The organism is Clostridium sp. LIBA-8841 (assembly GCF_057782475.1).
On sequence record NZ_CM173488.1, the window covers coordinates 1541868 to 1560176 of the forward strand.

General features: G+C 27.0%; 17 protein-coding genes. All 17 read left to right on the forward strand.

Going from position 1 to position 18309, the window contains the following annotated elements; translation table 11 throughout:
* The first annotated feature begins 274 nt into the window (after window positions 1-274).
* Window positions 275-3268 carry an NPCBM/NEW2 domain-containing protein gene (locus AC2A4K_RS06735; protein ID WP_322503718.1) on the forward strand — a complete coding sequence of 998 codons (2994 nt, stop codon included), beginning with the start codon at window positions 275-277 and terminating at the stop codon, window positions 3266-3268.
* Between the two features lie 309 nt (window positions 3269-3577).
* Entirely contained in the window at window positions 3578-5212 is a 1635-nt protein-coding gene (locus AC2A4K_RS06740) for an EAL domain-containing protein (RefSeq protein ID WP_322503717.1), read from the forward strand.
* Window positions 5213-5675: 463 nt separating this feature from the next.
* A complete protein-coding gene (locus AC2A4K_RS06745; RefSeq protein ID WP_322503716.1) occupies window positions 5676-6557 on the forward strand; it encodes a pirin family protein in 882 nt (293 codons plus the stop codon).
* A gap of 336 nt (window positions 6558-6893) precedes the next feature.
* Entirely contained in the window at window positions 6894-7769 is an 876-nt protein-coding gene (locus AC2A4K_RS06750; protein ID WP_322503715.1) for an ABC transporter ATP-binding protein, read from the forward strand.
* A 288-nt stretch (window positions 7770-8057) separates the two neighbouring features.
* Window positions 8058-8831 (forward strand): hypothetical protein, encoded by a 774-nt coding sequence (locus AC2A4K_RS06755; protein ID WP_322503714.1) that lies wholly within the window; start codon window positions 8058-8060, stop codon window positions 8829-8831.
* Window positions 8832-8871: 40 nt separating this feature from the next.
* On the forward strand, window positions 8872-9837 hold the full coding sequence (locus AC2A4K_RS06760; protein WP_322503713.1) for a hypothetical protein: 966 nt from the start codon (window positions 8872-8874) through the stop codon (window positions 9835-9837).
* 133 nt (window positions 9838-9970) lie between these two features.
* Complete coding sequence (locus AC2A4K_RS06765) at window positions 9971-11146, forward strand: hypothetical protein (protein WP_322503712.1); 1176 nt, start codon at window positions 9971-9973, stop codon at window positions 11144-11146.
* A gap of 41 nt (window positions 11147-11187) precedes the next feature.
* The gene (locus AC2A4K_RS06770; protein WP_322503711.1) at window positions 11188-11904 is read left to right on the forward strand and encodes a response regulator transcription factor; all 717 of its coding nucleotides are present in this window, start codon (window positions 11188-11190) and stop codon (window positions 11902-11904) included.
* A gap of 2 nt (window positions 11905-11906) precedes the next feature.
* Complete coding sequence (locus AC2A4K_RS06775; RefSeq protein ID WP_322503710.1) at window positions 11907-12935, forward strand: sensor histidine kinase; 1029 nt, start codon at window positions 11907-11909, stop codon at window positions 12933-12935.
* 204 nt (window positions 12936-13139) lie between these two features.
* Entirely contained in the window at window positions 13140-13499 is a 360-nt protein-coding gene (locus AC2A4K_RS06780) for a hypothetical protein (protein ID WP_322503709.1), read from the forward strand.
* A gap of 63 nt (window positions 13500-13562) precedes the next feature.
* Complete coding sequence (locus AC2A4K_RS06785) at window positions 13563-13739, forward strand: hypothetical protein (RefSeq protein WP_322503708.1); 177 nt, start codon at window positions 13563-13565, stop codon at window positions 13737-13739.
* Window positions 13711-14205, forward strand: coding sequence for a GNAT family N-acetyltransferase (locus tag AC2A4K_RS06790; protein WP_322503707.1), 495 nt, complete (start codon window positions 13711-13713; stop codon window positions 14203-14205). Before AC2A4K_RS06785 ends, AC2A4K_RS06790 begins: the two co-directional genes overlap by 29 nt.
* A gap of 335 nt (window positions 14206-14540) precedes the next feature.
* Window positions 14541-14738: a helix-turn-helix transcriptional regulator gene (locus tag AC2A4K_RS06795; RefSeq protein WP_322503706.1), complete on the forward strand. Its 198-nt coding sequence runs from the start codon at window positions 14541-14543 to the stop codon at window positions 14736-14738.
* Complete coding sequence (locus AC2A4K_RS06800; RefSeq protein WP_322503705.1) at window positions 14738-15196, forward strand: DUF6773 family protein; 459 nt, start codon at window positions 14738-14740, stop codon at window positions 15194-15196. Before AC2A4K_RS06795 ends, AC2A4K_RS06800 begins: the two co-directional genes overlap by 1 nt.
* 308 nt (window positions 15197-15504) lie before the next feature.
* Window positions 15505-16167, forward strand: a complete 663-nt coding sequence (locus AC2A4K_RS06805) for a M15 family metallopeptidase (RefSeq protein WP_322503704.1) — start codon at window positions 15505-15507, stop codon at window positions 16165-16167.
* Between the two features lie 158 nt (window positions 16168-16325).
* Complete coding sequence (locus tag AC2A4K_RS06810) at window positions 16326-17018, forward strand: response regulator transcription factor (RefSeq protein ID WP_322503703.1); 693 nt, start codon at window positions 16326-16328, stop codon at window positions 17016-17018.
* Window positions 17008-18114 carry a sensor histidine kinase gene (locus AC2A4K_RS06815; RefSeq protein ID WP_322503702.1) on the forward strand — a complete coding sequence of 369 codons (1107 nt, stop codon included), beginning with the start codon at window positions 17008-17010 and terminating at the stop codon, window positions 18112-18114. The genes AC2A4K_RS06810 and AC2A4K_RS06815 overlap by 11 nt, the downstream gene beginning before the upstream one ends.
* Window positions 18115-18309: the final 195 nt, after the last annotated feature.

Genomic DNA, 18309 nt, shown 5'->3' on the forward strand with positions numbered 1-18309 from the left:
TTATTTAAAATAAATATTATTAAAAAGAGGGTATTTATGTCAGATTAAAACATAACCCAAATTAAAAAATAAGAGGATTTATATTTTTTCATACTTATAATTAGACAATTTAAAACAAGGAAGTTTTTAGATATAAAGATTTTTTTTGATATAGTTCAATATTTTAGATTTAATTCCAGTTTTGCATGAAAAATGACCAGTTATACAAAATATATTAAATTTTTATAAATAAATGTATATAATAAAGTGAAATTAATGTTAATAGGGGGACAATATGAAAAAGAAAAAAATTATTTGTAGTATTTTAACTATTTGTTTTTTAACTTCTTTATCTTCTCAAGGTGTAGTAGTACTAGCAAGTGAGAATAACAGTGAAATAACTAGTGTGCAAGCACAGGAAAAAAATAATGAGAATTATATATTCTTATCAGATTTAGAGTATATAAAAAATATGTCTAATACTTCATGGGGAAGTATAAAAATGAACCAAAACATTGATGGTGGTAAAATAACATTAAATGTTGATAGTGAAGCTCTTCAATTTGACAAGGGGATAGGAGCACATGCAACTTCAAATCTTGTATATGATATTTCTAAGTATTCTAATGATTATTCTAGATTTACTACATATGTAGGTATTGATAGAGCTCAATGGGATAGAGGAAATGGAATAAAAGTTACAGTTTCTGTTTCTAATGACGGTAAAGAGTGGAAGGATTTAAGTACAACAGAGGTTCTCAAAGGAAATAAAAATGCAGCATTTATTGATGTTAATATTAAAGGATTTAAATATTTAAAACTTTATGCAAATGATAATGGAACTAATGGTAATGATCATGCGGTTTATGGATCACCAAGAATTATGAAAGAAAATTATGATGTTAGTAGTGAATATCTAGCTGGAATTAAAAAGGTTGAACAATATGATGAGATTATTAAAAGTAAATATGAAATCAATTCACCTATTACGGGAGAATATGAAAACGTATTACTTCAAAGAACTTTTGTAAATAGAGTTGGGTTTAATACTCTTCAATCTGTTGCAAAATTAGGCAAAAAATATGAAGATACAATTAGTTGGATTATAAATAATAAAATAGCTATTAAAATGTATGTTACTGGAGGAGAGATTGAAGGGGGAGGAAGTTATACCAATTCAATTAAAGCCTTAGCAGATATTTATGAAAAACATAAGGATGATTTTAATGATTCTACAAATGGAAATTTATATTTAAAGATGGCTATTTCTACATCAATTAGCCATGCAAAAGATATAAGACTTTGGACAGGTAATGCTGAGGTTTCAGATCCATGTACAAGATATGAAATATATAAAGATCTTTATAACAATGGGTTAATGGCTCAAGGTGGAAATGTTGAATTGTTTAAAAATTTACCGGTTGAGCTTATGAGATGGGTAATGGATAACAAAATTGATGATGAAGAAATAAATTGGTTAGTAAACCATGCATTAACTAAAAAGAATCAAGGGAAAAATTATTTAGATGCTTATACATATATAAGATATACATCAGGGTTTAATTATAGTAGAGATAAATATTATGATCAATCTAAATTTGATGAATGGAATAATAAGTATAACATAGATGGATTAACTGGCTATGGAACAAAAGGTATCAATAAATTATGGATGGTATTTGAAGAAGGATCAGTATGTGGAGGTTTAGCTAAGACTTATGCAAATCTTTCTCAAGTTTTTGGAATGCCAGCAGCTGTTTTAGGACAACCTGGTCATGCAGCTACTTTAACTTATAGCCAAAATTCTCAAGGACAAGGAATATGGAGTATAAAGAATGATATTTCAGGATGGGTACAATCTGAGAAAGGTGAAAGATTACCTTTAGGATGGGGTTCAAAAGACTGGGATTCATATTATTCAGTAAGCTATATACTTTTAGCTCAGAAGGCTCTTGATGATTATGATAATTTAATACAAGCTTCATATTATAATTATCTTGCTGATGTATATAAAAATAGTCCGGAGAAACAGATAGAGATTTATAACAAAGCTCTTGAAGTTCAAAATTATAATCTTGATTCTCTTGTGGGGCTTATCAATGCATACAAAGTTTCAGGAAATAAAACAAGTAGTGACTATTTAAAACTTTCTCAAAGAGTGGCAGATGGACTTGCGTTTCATCCGTTACCATTTGTAGATGTTATGAAACTTATAGAAAACAATGTAACTGATGATTCAGATAAAGTTATTTTTGATATGCTTAAGACAAAAACACTTAAGAAAGCTACATTGGCTACAGAAAGTGATACTGTTCAACCTAATGCATGTAAAACCATGGCAAACCATCTTTTAGGACAAAATAAAATAGATCTTGCAACATTTTCATTTGATGGAGAAAATGCAGGTAAAATAAAAATTAATGATGTGTATTCAAATTCAACAATAAGATGGGAATACAGCTTAGATAGCTGGAAAACTAAAAAGGAAACTGATGCAAAGGAAGTAACTTTAGGCGAAGAAGAACTTCAAAAATTAAATAAAGAGCAAGACATTCAAATTTCACTTGTTGGAACTTCAGAAATTTATACAATTGACATAACTCAATATGAAGCACCTAAGAAGTTATATGTTAATGACCTTGAAAATCAATTTAGAGGGTTCAATGGTAATTTAGAATATAGTGAAGATGGTGGTAACACATGGAATAACTATGATATTGAAAATACTAGAATACTTGGAAATAAGAAAGTTCTTGTAAGATATATTGCTTCAGGAACAAAGATGCAAAGTGAGCCAGTAGAGTATAGCTTTACTGAGGATAACCAACCAGACACAAGAAAGTATGTTCAACTTAAAAATGTATCACTTTACAAGTATTCATCTCAACAAAATAATGGAGATGCTGCTGCTTCAAATATTATAGATGGAAACTTAAATACTGGATGGCATAATACATGGGCTGGAGAGAAAGATAAGTATTATTCAGTAGAGTTTGATAAAGCAAGATATATTACTTCTATAGAGTATAAACCAAGTGGCACTAATGGAATATTAAAAAATGTAGATATTTATACAAGTATGGATGGAGTACAATGGAAAAAATCAGGTGAAGTAAGGAACTTAAAAAACGACTATAATCTTAAGGTGTTGGATTTAAACCAACCAACAGAAGCTAAATTTGTTAAACTTCAAGCTGTTAATACCTATGGATATCCAAATGATGTTTTCTTTACAGGAAGAATGCTTAATTTCTTTGAAGATATTACTATGACAAACAGCCAGCAATAGATAGAGATAATAAATAAAAGTTTAAAATATAGATTAAAATTTTAAATAGTAATATATATGAAGAAGATGGAACTATAAAATACTTTCTAGTATAATAGTTCCATTTTTATTATATCTATTTTAAATTAAGAGCTATTGTAGAAAAATCTCCTTAAAATATATTTAGAATTGCTTTAGAGGACTTGTTTTCTAGGAGTAGCATATTTAACCCATTTTTTCTAAATATAGTTTTTTAGGGATGTTTTCAAATAAATTGTAAAATATAAAATGATTTGTTAAAATAGTTGCTAGGCATTGGAGGAAAATTTTATGAAAAAAAGAAAGAGTTTTATATTAGTAGTTATCTTAGTTTTTCTTATGGTGTTTGTTTTTTACAATATGCCAATATCAAAAAAAGAAGATAATAAAAGGATGATAAAAATAGGATTTTATGATTATTATCCATATTTTTATATTAACAAGGATTCAAAGGTATGTGGGGAGTATAATGATTTGGTCAAATCACTTTCTGAAAAATTAGATTTTAACTTTGAATATGTTAATTGTAGTATTTCAGAGTCACTAAAACAGCTAGAAAATAGAGAAATTGATTTAGTTTTTGGAATAAATAAAACACCAGAAAGAGAGAAGCTTTATGAATTTTCAGATGATTGTATAGATGAGGAACGGTACGTTATATATACAAATAAAAACATAAAGTATGGAAATATTAAAGCCTTAAATGGTTTAAAAATGGGTTATATAGAGGGTGAAACAAATAATGAGTGGGTTTTAAAATACTTAAAGAACAAAAACATAAATGTTGAATTAGTTAACATTTCATCTTATAAGGCAGCAGAATCTCTGTTAATTGAAAATAAAGTAGATTTTATCGTAGGAAATTCAGAGAGCGACATAAAAGATATGGGAAAAAATATTAGGAGTATTTTTGGATTTTCAGCTGGACCAACATATATTGTAGCTAAAAAGAATGATAAAGAATTAATAAGTGAAATCAATAAAGTTCTTAAAACAACAGATTACAAATCAAACAGAAATAATAATATATATTATAAATATTTTAGTGACTTTTTTAATAATACTAAAAATATATTAATTAGCATATCTATTTTACTTATACTTATAATTTCCGTTAAAAAAATGGGTCAGAAAATAATAATAATAACTAAACAAAAAAAGATTACGAATGATTTGAAAAAAGATAATTATACTCTTTATTATCAACCTATAGTGGATTTTAAATCTGAAAAGGTCAGGGGATTTGAAGCTTTATTACGGTTAATAAAAAATGGAGAAGTATTAACTCCATATCATTTTCTGAAAGATATTGAAGAAAGCAATATGATGCAAGAGGTAACATTGTGGATACTTAAAAGGGTAATTTCAGATTATGATATTATAAAAAAATACGATTTTGTTGATAAAGAAAACTTTTATATCTCACTAAATGTATCATTTAAAGAAATAGAAGATTTGGACTTTTTAAATGAAATAATAAAAATAGTTAAGGAAAAGAAAGTAAAAGAAAACACTATTTGTTTAGAAATTGTAGAAAAGTTTGGAGTAGAGGAAATAGAGAAAATAGAGAAAATACAAGAAAATATGAAGTTTTTAAAAGAAAATGGTATTCTTATTGCCATTGATGATTTTGGGGTGGAATATTCTAATTTAGATTTATTAAAGAAAATAGATTCCAACATTATTAAATTGGACAAGTTCTTTGTTGATGGCTTGAATGACTCCATAATCAGCATTAAAGTAATTGATTTTATATTAGAGATTTGTAAATTATCAAATAAATCTATTGTAATTGAAGGAGTAGAGGAGAAATATCAGGTTGACATAATAAAGACATTTCTTTATGAAAAAATTTATATTCAGGGATATTATTTTTCAAAACCATTAGATATTACAAGTTTAAGAAACTTAAATATAATAACTTAAAACCGTAATTTCTAAAAGTATTATATTTCAAATCTAAGCTTATAAATAAATAGTAAAATATAAGAGTATTCGCTTAAATATTAGGCGTTTTTTATTTGGTGAAAATAATTAAAAATCCAGATTTGATAATACTTAATGAGCTAATTAATTCTTTAAAAACCAAAAGTGTAGATATGGTAAGAAAGATTTTATTATTATATTAAATACATAGATTTTGAAGTAATAATATTAAATATGCAAGAAGTATATTAAGTAAAAATAACATAGTTAATATATTATTAATAAAATAGAAATAATTTATTCATAAAAATATTTTTTTCAACTTTTCTTTTATTTGGAATTTTATATTTCTTAAAATATTAAATAAAAAAATATAAAATTCAAAATATTGCTAATTTGAGAGCTAAAATAGATAAGCGTATACTTAAATGCAATAAGTTAAAAATAGAAGGGAAGTTTTAGTATGGATAAGTTTAGAACAATAGAAAAAGCTTTTAGAGGTCCTGATTTTCATATGGTTGGAGATGGCTTTAGAGTAACTCAATATTTTCCACAAGGAGAAAATTTACTTATAAGATTTTCACCATTCATATTATTAGATTATAACCCACCTTATTATTTTGAACCTTCAAAAGTTAGGTTAGGAGTAGGAGCTCACCCACATAGAGGCTTTGAAACTGTAACAATAGCATATGCAGGAAAAGTTGAACACCATGACAATAAAGGAAATCATGGAATCATAGGGCCAGGAGATGTTCAATGGATGACTGCAGGTTCAGGTGTATTACATAAAGAATATCATGAAGATGAGTTCTCAAAAACAGGTGGAGTATTACATATGGTTCAACTTTGGGTTAATCTACCAAAAAAAGATAAGATGACTCATGCGAAGTATCAATCAATAATAAAAGATGATATGGGAATATATAAGATTCCTGATGACTTTGGAGAAATAAAAATCATAGCAGGTGAAGTTAAAGGTGTTAAAGGACCAGCTAGTACTTTCTCTCCAATAAATCTATATAATGTTGATTTAAAGAACTTTGGAACAGTAACACTATCAGAACCTAGCAACTTTAATACTGGTATGTTAGTTATTGGTGGCAAAGTAAGGATTAATGATAATAAAACATTTGAAGAAAATGATTTTATTCTTTTTGATAATGTAGATGGAGATATAAAGATAGAATCAATAACTGAAACTTCTTTATGCTTAGTGTTAAGTGGAGAACCTTTAAATGAACCAGTTGTATCTTATGGACCTTTTGTAATGAATACTGAGGAAGAAATAGATAAAGCATATAATGACTTTGAAAGCGGAAAGTTTGGAACATTTGATTTCTAATTTTATTTAATAACGATAGGTTTGATATCTAAAAAGGTATCAAACCTATTTTTTTGTTTGAATTTAAAAACTTCATTAAGGCTCTGCTTTAAGTGAGTGTTGATTTCAGAGAGCCTTTCAGACCTACTTAATTTCGAAGAGAATTTTTATTGAATACTCTAACTAGCTTATTAAGATGGTCTTACAGTTCTATCTAAAATTAACATTGGTTTAAAGCAGAGACTTAATTTTAAGGTTTAGTTAAGGTTGAGGTTATTAATAGATAAGGTTAGCCCCTTAGTATATAAATTGTCAGTTTGATTAAGAAGATTAAATTTAAATAAAAGGAGAATTTAGATGAGCAAGTTAGAGATAATTAAGCTTAGAAAGGTTTATAAAGAAAAAGTTGCAAATGAGGATATAAACTTAGTACTTAATTGTGGGGTATATGGTTTGTTAGGAGCCAATGGTGCTGGAAAGACAACATTGATGAAACAGATAGTTACTCTTACAAAGCCTACAAGTGGCGAAATTTTATATAATGGCAAGAATATAGAGTCATTAGGGGATGAGTATAGAGACTTAATAGGATACTTACCACAAGATTTTGATGCCTATGAAAATTTTAAGATAATTGAGTTCATGGAGTATATAGCAGCCTTAAAGGATGTTAAGGATAGCAAAATAAAGATTAAGGAGCTATTAAATTTAGTCGGGTTATATGAAGTTAAAAATAGAAAGATGTCCAAACTATCAGGTGGTATGAAGAGAAGAGTTGGAATAGCACAGGCTTTGCTTAATGATCCTAAGATATTGGTTTTAGATGAACCAACTGCTGGCTTAGATCCACAGGAGAGAAATAGGTTTAGAAATTTAATATCTAACCTAGGAAAAGAAGCCATAGTAATATTATCAACTCACATAATTTCAGATATAGAGCAGATTTCAAAAGAGATAATAATGATAAAAAATGGGAAGGTACGTTTAAAGGCAACTAGTGAAGAATTGTTAGAAAAGATGAGAGGAAATGTATTTAGTAAGAAATTAAAGGATGAAGAGGAGATAAAAATAATTCAGAAGAAATACAAGGTGGTTAATATACAAAGGGGAGTAAACTATATAAAAGTTAGGTTTATAAGCCATTTCAAACCAGATATAGAGGGTTTAATAGAGGAAGAGCCTACTTTTGAAGATGTGTATATTGAATATTTTGAGTTAGAGGATGCCAAATAGAGTGATTTACTAGTAGATATAAAAGTTATAAGGAGATGATATTTTGAAGAATTCTAAGGTGGCAATTATTTTAGTAGTTTTACTAGCTATGTTAGTATGTGGAACATTAAGTTTATTCATTTCATTTGTATAGTAGATGGATAGTAGAATACATATCACATTAAGCTTAGTTTTAATTAAATATTAAAATTAGGTCTAAAGGTATAGATAGAAATCAATAATCATTTAAAACAGAGCCTAATAAAAAGCACATGAAATTTATGATTGAAAGTTAAAGTGGAGGAAAAAATGGGGAAAATTTTAAGTTTAGAGTTAAAGAAAATAATAACAAAGAAGCGATTATTAATAATGTGGGCAGCAACATTGTTTTTGGTGTACCAAGTTACAGGCGGAGTTACTGTAAGTGATAATTATTCAAGTATATTTCAAAAAATATATTTAATGGCTCCATTAATAGGAATATTAATGTTTATGGTATTTTCAGAAAGCTACATTATGGAATATAGGTTTAATATAGATTCAGTGATCAAAACAACAAAGAGTTATAAAAAAGTAGTATTAGCAAAGAGCATAGCTAACACCATAATTGCAAGTTTAATAAGTATTTCTATATTGCTAACTATGACTATAAAAGCTCTTATTTTAGTAGGTTTTCAAGGGATAAATATGCCTATAAAGGAGATTTGGTACTTTGGAAATAGTGGTTCTAATATAACTGTATTAGGAATGGTAATGATAATGTGTTTAACATTTATACTAGGAAGTTTTTTATTTGCTCAAATTGGTTTGTTTTTATCTAGCATAAGTAAGTCTGCTGTAAAACCTTTTTTATTAGGTGGGTTAATAATGGGTATTCCTTTCTTAGGTAACATATATGGTATATCTCAATTTTTCTCACAAAAAATGATATTATTTACTCCTTTATATGGAATGTTCAGTTGTCAACTTATAAGATATGGGGCACCAATAAGTGCAGATATATTTTTCATCCTTGTTTCATTAGCTTTTGGAATTCTATTTTATAGATTGACCCTTAGAAGTTTTACAAAGAGTAGAAACTAGCTTAAAGAGAAAATATAATTACATATAAGAGAGGAAACATATGTTAAAGTGGGAATTTAAAAAAATTTATAAGGATAGATCATTTTTGGCTATCTTAGCAATATTAATTTTCAATGTTGTAGCAATGACTTTTTTGAATCCTCATGTTAATTATGAGGAAGAGAAAAAAAGTCATTATATGAATGTTAAAAGCCTAAGTGGAATTAGTATTTTAAAAGATAATGATGATTTAGATAAGGATACTAAGGATTTATCTGAAATGGCTTATGATAAATTACAAAAGGACAGTGGAGAGGAATATAAAGATCTTGAGTTTTATAGGATGTTTTATTTTAGAATTTCTAATGCGTTATTAAACATTTCAATGTGTATTATAATTTTCATAATATTTTCAAAGATATATGTTGAGGAGAGAGAGTCAAATGTAGATAGTATATTATTATCCTCTAAAAAAAGATACAATGCACTATATTCAAAATTGGGGTTATCATTAATAATTCCAACCTTTATATACGTTACATATATAGTGGTTATTGGGGTAATAACAGCTATGCAGTATGGATTTTCTAATATGGGATATCTACAAGCTTATAGAATAGCAGATAATCCACTTTTATTAAAAGGTAGTTTCACGATAAATCAATATTTAGCTCTTACTGTGATGACAATATTAGGATTGTATATAATATTAGCTTTATTTACTAGTATGTGTTCTTTTCTTAGTAAGAATTCAGTTAGTTCAATAGCTGGTGCAACAGTAGTCTTAATACTATTTAAAGTATTATCAGAACTTAGGTTTTTACCAGAGGGAATATTAAATATTCTAAAAAATATTAATTTTATAGATTTATTTAGAAGTCCACAAATGTTTATAGGCACCTATAAAGGTAATATAATATTATTAAGTAATAATTTAGACATACTTAATTTATGTTACTTAATTCTATTCTTGTTAATTGTATTAGGGATTATGATAAACATATATATTTTTAAAAAATTGCTTTAAAAGAATATTGATTTTTAGCTAGTTATATGCAAATTTATCTAAAAATTAGTTATGGCTTAGAACATAGCTTCTTTTAGTTTTAGTAGTATAGTTTTAAATATACAAGTATACATAAGAAAAAGGAGAGGATGGTTTGAATATTTTAAAATCAAAAGGAAAAATCATAATTATTTCACTGGTGATTTTACTATTATGTATTGTTTCAGGAAATATTTTAATTAATAAATTCTATAATACAAACTATAATAATTTTAATTCAGTAGATAAGGAAATGTTTAATAAACTATCAGATATATACAAAGAATTTCATAAGAATGGAGATCAATTATGGCCTGATTATGATTTTGAGAAAATGCCATTAATTCTAATAAGAACCTATAAAGATAAGGGGATTCTTAGAAAGTATGCCTATGCTATTAATGTAGAGGGAATGAAAGAGGGGATTTTTTCTAAAGAAGTTACAATGCCAAAAGACTTAGATTTACCTAAGATTTATAGAATAAGTAGCTTAAATCCACAATTATTTAAATCTTTTATGCCAGGTAACTTTGGAGAAATAGATATAAAAGGGCAAAAAGTATTTTATTTTAAATACAATCCAAAAATGATTGAGAATCCTGATTTATACTTTGACTTTTCTTCATTTTTATTACATGAATCATTCCATACTTACAAACAAGAGAATTGGGAGTATGATAAAAATGATGGGGAATACATAGAAAATTATCCTAATAATAAGGGAAATTACGCTTTAATTGGTGTTGAGTTCTCATTGTTAGATAAAGCTTTAGAAACAAATAATAAAGAAGATATAGAAAAATATTTAAAAGATTGGACAATAATACGTACATATAGATATGAAAAATGGCCTCAATTAAAGAATGAAACTAATACTGAAGCTATAGAGGGTACTGCTAGGTATATGGAATATGAGTATAGTAAATTAACTGGTGGAAAATTGACTGTGCTTGCAAATAAAGAAGCACCATATCATGTTTCATTTATTCATGCTTTTAATTATATAGCAAATGGAGAGGCAGAATCACCAGAGTTCTTAAAGAGGCCTATGAGGTATGAGGTAGGCGCAGCTCTTGGTCTTCTAATGGATGAGTTAAATATAAACTGGAAGAGTCAGATAGAAGATAGTAAGGATAATCCAGGAGAAACTCAATACGAAATATTAAAAAAATATTTTAATATAACTGACAAGGATGTAAATGAAAAAACTATTAAGAGCATAGAAGATGAAAATAACTATAATGAGTTATTAAAACAAGGAGAAAAAATAGTTAATTTAACAAAAAACTAAACTTATATTTATATTAAATTTCTAGAAAGAAGGAATTTTTAATGGAGACATTAATAAAGGAGAAGAGAATATTAATAATAGATGATGAGGAAGAAATATTAAATATTTTAAAAACAGTTTTAAAAAAGGAAGGTTTTAAAAATATATACACAGCTCTAGATGGAGAAAGTGGTCTTAGATTATTTAACGATTTAAGACCAGATATAGTAATACTAGATATAATGTTGCCTGATAAGGAAGGATATGAAGTATGTAGGGAAATAAGACAAAAGTCTAATATACCGATTCTTTTCTTATCAGCTAAAACTGAGGAAATAGATAGAGTACTAGGCTTATCCATTGGAGCAGATGATTATATAACAAAGCCCTTCAGTCCAAAAGAGGTTGCTTTAAGAGTTAAAATAAACTTAAAGAAAAACATAATCATGGATAAAGTAAAGAAAGAAGACCCTATATTAGAGTTTGGACCATTTAAGATAGATCAACAAAAGGTTGAGGTCATGAAAAATGGAAAGGTAATTGATCTTAAACCTAAAGAGTATAAAATGTTTTTATATATGGCTAAAAACTTAAACCATATAATAAGCAAAGAACAGTTTTGCGATAAAGTGTGGGGAGAAGATTTTGTAGGTTTTGATAATACCATAATGGTACATATAAGAAAGCTAAGAGAAAAGTTAGAAGACAATCCTTCAAAACCTAAATATATTATAAATGTAAAGGGCTTAGGATATAAATTAAGCGTTAGGGATGAGTAATTATGAAATCTAATATAACCATTCAATATAGCATTATGACCATACTTATAGTTTTAATAGTAACCATAATAAATGTTGTTGGTATTTTCTTAATATTAATGCAATCAAACTTAGACTATGCATTGCTAGAAGTGTTAATAGGTATGCCTATTTTAGAATTTATTGTTGCAATTTCTTTTGGAGTTAGGTTCTCAAAAAAGGTTACAGAGCCAATGAAGGAAGTAATAAAGGGAGTAGAGAATCTTGAAGATGGCAAGTATGAAATTCTATATGAAGAGGATGGACTTTATAAAGATGTTAAAGTAAAACTCAATAACCTAGCTAACAAATTAAAACAGAATGAAGTTGAAAGAAAAAAGATTGAAGTCATGAGAAATGAGTGGATATCAAACATAACTCATGATATAAAAACACCTTTATCTTCTATTAAGGGATATGCAGAACTTTTAGAGAGCTATTCTGATTTTACTGAGGATGAGATAAAGCAATATGGATTTGTAATAAATCAAAAGTCAGAATACATAAAACAGCTTGTAGATGATTTGAATCTAACTGTTTATTTAAAAGATGATAAAAGAATACTAAATATGCAGAAAGCTAATTTAGTAACAGAAATAAAGAAATCGATAATAAGTATATTGAATGACTCCATATATTCAGAGAGAGAAATAACCTTTGAAAGTAATAAAGACGTCATAGATGAAACTTTTGATATAAAACTTTTAAAGAGACTAATAAACAACATTATATACAATGCGCTTATTCATAATGATGAAGATGTTAAGATAGATGTAGAAGTATTAAAGGCAGAGAAAACACACATCATCATAAAAGATAATGGTAAGGGAATAAGTGAAGAGGATTTAGAAAACATATTTAACAAATATTATAGAGGAACCAATACATCTTACTTACATAAAGGCTCAGGCCTAGGAATGGCCATAGTTTACAATGTAGTAAAGGCTCATGGCTGGGATATAACCATAGAAAGCAAGTTAGGTAAGGGAACTAGAATAGAGATAATTATTTAAACCTAAATATAAATTAAAGAGTCTTATATTATTAAAATCTTACCATAGAATAATTTTTAAAACTTCAACTGAATGTAACTTTATTGAAAGTAATATATTTAAGTAAGTTTTATAGAATGTAAATTGTTTCCAAAGGGCGGTTTTGTTATAATTAATTTAAATTTAGGGGTTAGAGATAATATATAAAAAGGGGGAAAAAGATCTGTGAAAAATATATGGAAATTTGGAATTGGTGCTTTAGTATTATTAGTTTTGTCATTAGGAATTATAGGTTTTAAGAAGATAGCAGAACTAGAGAAAGAAGTGAGTTTTTATTGTAAGATAGCCGCTATAAAGGAGAGTAGTCTTATAGTGAAAGGAATTCCAGAGAATGATATTAATCACAGAGGAAGCTTCCACTTTAAGGTAGATAGTAACACTAAAATATTGAATTCAAATAATGAAAAACTAAACTTTGAGGATTTACAATTATGGCAAGAAGTTGAAGTTACTTATGATGGGCAAGTCTTAGAAACTGAACCAGCTCAATTAGAGAAGGTTTATAAGATTAAAATTATTGAATAGGTGGCTCATTTTTGTTTATGAATTAAGTATCAGGTTGTCTTTAAAAATGGGGTGATGTTATTATTGATGGGTAGCGAGAATGACTTTGATTTATGTAAACAGTATATTATGTCATTACACTATACACCTAAAGATTTTAAGGTTAAATATTTTGAAGAAATGAGCATTGTTAATAGAAAGACTTATAAAAGGGATAAGGAGAAAGGGTTTTATGAAAATAAGAAAAGTTTTGCAGAGTGAAATAGAAAGTTTTTATGAGCTTATTGGTGAGGTTGAATATTCTCTTTTCAGCACAGAAAATGAAGAGCATATGAATTGGTTGAAAAAGAAGATAGATAGATTTTATTATAGTGGAGCTGAGTTTTTTGGAGCATTTAATGATAATAATGAGATTTTAGGCATTATTACTATATTAATAGATAAACCCCCACAAGGAATAAATAATGGATATAATAGTTGTGAAGTTATAGAAATGGGTATAAATAAAGAAGTTAGAAATAAAGGATATGGTTCAAAGTTATTAAATTATGCTGAAAATTATGCTAAGGAGCAAAATATTTATTGTATGTATATGCATACATATGCAGGAGATCATGATGTGATTGCCTTCTATGGTAAAAATGGATTTGTTCCAGTAGGGATAATACCAGATATATATGGACCTAAAAATGAAGGTATGTTATATATGAGAAAAGTTATAAGATAATTTTAGGTGATGAAACTATAGCAGTTAAAACTGGATTAGGCATAGAAAAAGTAAAAGTTTTAAGAGAATGAAAATAGATAGGCTAATTGGTCTATCTATTCTTAATTGACGACTTTTTTTATTTAATGAGCTTTTAAAGACTACTAGCTATTATTCTGGAATATATGATAGCAATACTTTGAGAAATTAAGTCAGGTCTGAAGAGCTAGCTAAAAATCAACATTCACCTAAAACAGAGTCAAATTATAAAATATAGAAAAATGCAATATATAAGTAACATTCAGTAATATTTATCATACTATATATCATATATATATAATATAAGGAGGATATATATGAAAAATAAAAGAATGAAAATAGCCCGTATTGAATGTGACATGAAGCAAGAAGATTTAGCAAAAGCAGTTGGTGTAACAAGACAAACCATAGGACTAATAGAGGCAGGAAATTATAATCCATCTTTAAATCTGTGCGTTGCAATATGCAGGGTATTAGGAAAAACATTAAATGATTTATTTTGGGAGGAAATGTAATGAAAAGTTTAGAGAATCTAGATGAAAGGGTTTTAATGCAAAAGAGAAAAGTACAAAGTGATACATTTCAATTATTAATTTATTTTTTATTGATATCCCTGTTAGTGCAAAAATTCTTTTTTAATGCTCCGCTTTCTCAAATTATAGTTGAACTTATAGGTGTTGTAGGTTCAGCATTTTATGTTGAAATTCGCAATTTGTTCTTAGGAAACAATGCTTATTCTTCAAATAATATAACTAAGAAAAAAATCATCAAGGACAGTGTTATTTCAAGCCTTATTTCTACTGTACTTCTTGTTGTATTAGCTGGTATTACTGATATACAAATTCTTTTGATTTTATTTTTAGCTTGTATAATTTTTTTTGGTAGTGCCTCATTTCTTTTATACTATTTAAATATTAAAAAACAGAAGAAAATTGAAGAAGAACTAAATAAGGACGAATATGATATTGAATAAGCTAAATAAATTAAACACTATATCTTTTATTGGAGATGTAGTGTTTTTAGTTTTTAGAAATTATATCTTACTTAATAAGCTAATTTACAGTATATAGGAAAGTTTATGTGATATTAGTAATTGTAGCTTTTATTTTAAGATTGGCTATGTTTTAGGTGAGTTTTGCTTTATGGTTGTTTGAAAAATTATGGGATTAAAATAATAAATTAGGTTGTATTTAAAAACTTAAGATTTTGTAAGCTTTTTTTATAAGTATCGTAAAGTTTGCTTTTTAAAATAAGAATATATTATTTTAAGGAGTAGATGAAATGGGACGAGTAATAAAAGGAATATCAATAATAATGTTAATAATTTGTGGTTTTCTATATTTTATAAAAAATAATGACTTAGATAGTATAGAAAATAAAAAAGTGAAGAGTTATAAAAATAAGGATATAATTTTAGTTAATGAGGATTATGGAATTGGAAACTATAAACCAGAACAACTAACTATACCTGATATAGAATTTACTAAGGATTCTGATCGTGAGGAAAAACAGGTTGCCTATGAAATTGTACAACCTTTAGAAAATATGGTTAATGATGCAAAAGAAGAGGGTATAGAGCTTATAGGAAATTCAGCATATAGATCTTATAAATCACAAAAAGAAGTTTATAATAATAGGATAAGAGCTGTTGGGAGAAAAAAAGCAGAAGAATATGTAGCAAAGCCTGGATTTAGTGAGCATCAAACAGGATTATGTATTGACATAACAAATAGAAGTAAATATTTTGTGAAAGGAACAGATGAAGCTGATTGGCTTGCCAAAAATTGCTATAAATACGGCTTCATAATTAGATATCCGCATGGTAAAGAAGATATAACAGGAATAGCATATGAACCTTGGCATGTTAGATATGTAGGAAAGGAAGTAGCTAAGGAAATATATTATAAAGGAATAACTCTAGAAGAATATTTGGGAGTTAAGTAATAAAAATAAGGCTCTATTTTTGTTGGATGTTGATTTTAATATATTCCCTCTTATTAAGAGGGTCTTATGGTTATATCTAAAAATAAACACTAGTTTAAAATATAGTGTAGAATAAAGAAAAAAACATATAAAAAGATTTTAGAATGGTGGAGAGAAGGATGAAAAATAATATTTTAGTAGTAGACGATGAAAAAGAAATAAGGGACTTGTTAGAAATAAACTTAAAGGTTGAGGGATATAATGTTTTTAAGGCAGAGAATGGTGAGGAAGCATTAAAAATTTTAGAGGATACAAAAATTCACTTAATAGTCTTAGATGTGATGATGCCTAAAATGGATGGGTTAGAGTTTTGTAGAAGAGTAAGAGAAAACTATAATATGCCAATATTAATGTTAAGTGCTAAAGTTGAGGATATGGATAGAATTCAGGGGATAATGACTGGAGCAGATGATTATCTTTGCAAGCCTTTTAATCATTTAGAATTAACTGTTAGAATTAGAGCTTTGATGAGAAGGGCATATTATTTAAACGAAAAAATAGATAACTCTGAAAGTGTCATAACAATTGAATCTTTAGTAATAGATAAAAAGAAGCATAGAGTAACAGTGGAAGACAAGGAAGTTAATTTAACAGCTAGAGAATTTGAAATATTATATTTATTGGCTACAAATAGAGGAAGAGTTTTTAGTGGTGAAGAAATATTTGAGAAAGTTTGGAAGGAAAAATATTATCAATCCAATAACACTGTGATGGTTCATATGAGTAGATTGAGAGATAAATTAGATAAGAGTATGGAAGGAAATAAAATAATTCATACTGTATGGGGAGTTGGATATAAAATTGAGAAATAAAAATATTAATAAATACTGGTTTTTATCTGTATTAGATATAGCTATTTCATCATTGTTGACATATATTACGATTGTAGTAATTAAAAAGACATTAATGCTTTTATACGATTATGCCTCTATAGGAATTGTTAATCTTATTTGGAGACTTTGGAATGTAATCAGATATGAAAGCTTAGGAACAATAAGTTATTTATTTATAATAATACCTTTATTTTTAATGTATTATTGGATTTTAACTCATAGAAAAATGAGCGATCTAGGTATAGTAATAGAAGAAACAAAAATAATGGCTAGTGGTGATTTGGAGCATGTTATAGATATTAAGCCAAATAACTACACAAAGAACTTAGCTGATAATATAAACAGTATTTCTAGTCAACTTAAGGAAAGAACAATTGAAGAGAAGAGAGCTCAACAAACAAAGAATGATTTAATAACTAATGTTTCACATGATTTAAGAACACCTCTTACCTCTATAATTGGATATTTGGAAGTGATGGAATCAGGTAAATATAGAGATGAAGTTGAACTTATGTATTATATAGACATAGTATATGAAAAAGCAAAAAGATTAAACTTACTTATAAATGATTTATTTGAACTTACAAAGATGAAAAATAGTAACATAGATATAAAAAAATCAAAAATAAATTTAGGAGAACTAATAGGACAGGTAACAGCTTATTTAAATTATCAGTTTGAGAAGGCTAATATGGAACCAAGGCTATATTTCTATGATGAAAATATAATAGTAAATGCTGATTCAGAAAAACTGGTTAGGGTATTTGAAAACTTGCTAACAAATGCAATTAAATATGGTAAAGATGGTCACTATGTTGACATAACTTCTAAAATAGAAGGAAACATGGCTGTTATTAAAGTAATAAATTATGGACAGTCAATTTCAGATATGGATTTACCATATATATTTGATAGATTCTATAGAGTAGAGAAGTCTAGAAATAGTAAAGTATCAGGATCAGGATTAGGGCTTGCAATAACAAAGAGTATTATAGAATTACATAATGGTAAGATAAGTGCATATAGTAGTGAGGAAAAAACAGTATTTGAAATAAAATTACCAATTGATGAATAAAAAGAATCTTATTTTAACAGCTGGTTTTGTTTTCAGTTGCGAATGTATTAAATTTCATACAAAGTCACATAGCAAATCATAATATAATTAATAACAAAAAAATGGAGAATCTAAAATTTTTAGATTCTCCATTTCTGTATCTTTGTAATATTTTAAAATTATTCTTATAAAGTCTATTTAATTTATTCTAAAAAT

Excerpts from the sequence above, each read along its gene's own strand:
- AC2A4K_RS06770 (WP_322503711.1), top strand. The coding sequence starts at position 11,188 with ATGGAGACATTAATAAAGGAGAAGAGAATATTAATAATAGATGATGAG.
- AC2A4K_RS06800 (WP_322503705.1), top strand. The coding sequence starts at position 14,738 with ATGAAAAGTTTAGAGAATCTAGATGAAAGGGTTTTAATGCAAAAGAGA.
- AC2A4K_RS06810 (WP_322503703.1), top strand. The coding sequence starts at position 16,326 with ATGAAAAATAATATTTTAGTAGTAGACGATGAAAAAGAAATAAGGGAC.
- AC2A4K_RS06775 (WP_322503710.1), top strand. The coding sequence starts at position 11,907 with ATGAAATCTAATATAACCATTCAATATAGCATTATGACCATACTTATA.
- AC2A4K_RS06735 (WP_322503718.1), top strand. The coding sequence starts at position 275 with ATGAAAAAGAAAAAAATTATTTGTAGTATTTTAACTATTTGTTTTTTA.
- AC2A4K_RS06790 (WP_322503707.1), top strand. The coding sequence starts at position 13,711 with ATGAAAATAAGAAAAGTTTTGCAGAGTGAAATAGAAAGTTTTTATGAG.
- AC2A4K_RS06740 (WP_322503717.1), top strand. The coding sequence starts at position 3,578 with ATGAAAAAAAGAAAGAGTTTTATATTAGTAGTTATCTTAGTTTTTCTT.
- AC2A4K_RS06755 (WP_322503714.1), top strand. The coding sequence starts at position 8,058 with ATGGGGAAAATTTTAAGTTTAGAGTTAAAGAAAATAATAACAAAGAAG.
- AC2A4K_RS06760 (WP_322503713.1), top strand. The coding sequence starts at position 8,872 with ATGTTAAAGTGGGAATTTAAAAAAATTTATAAGGATAGATCATTTTTG.
- AC2A4K_RS06795 (WP_322503706.1), top strand. The coding sequence starts at position 14,541 with ATGAAAAATAAAAGAATGAAAATAGCCCGTATTGAATGTGACATGAAG.
- AC2A4K_RS06745 (WP_322503716.1), top strand. The coding sequence starts at position 5,676 with ATGGATAAGTTTAGAACAATAGAAAAAGCTTTTAGAGGTCCTGATTTT.
- AC2A4K_RS06805 (WP_322503704.1), top strand. The coding sequence starts at position 15,505 with ATGGGACGAGTAATAAAAGGAATATCAATAATAATGTTAATAATTTGT.
- AC2A4K_RS06750 (WP_322503715.1), top strand. The coding sequence starts at position 6,894 with ATGAGCAAGTTAGAGATAATTAAGCTTAGAAAGGTTTATAAAGAAAAA.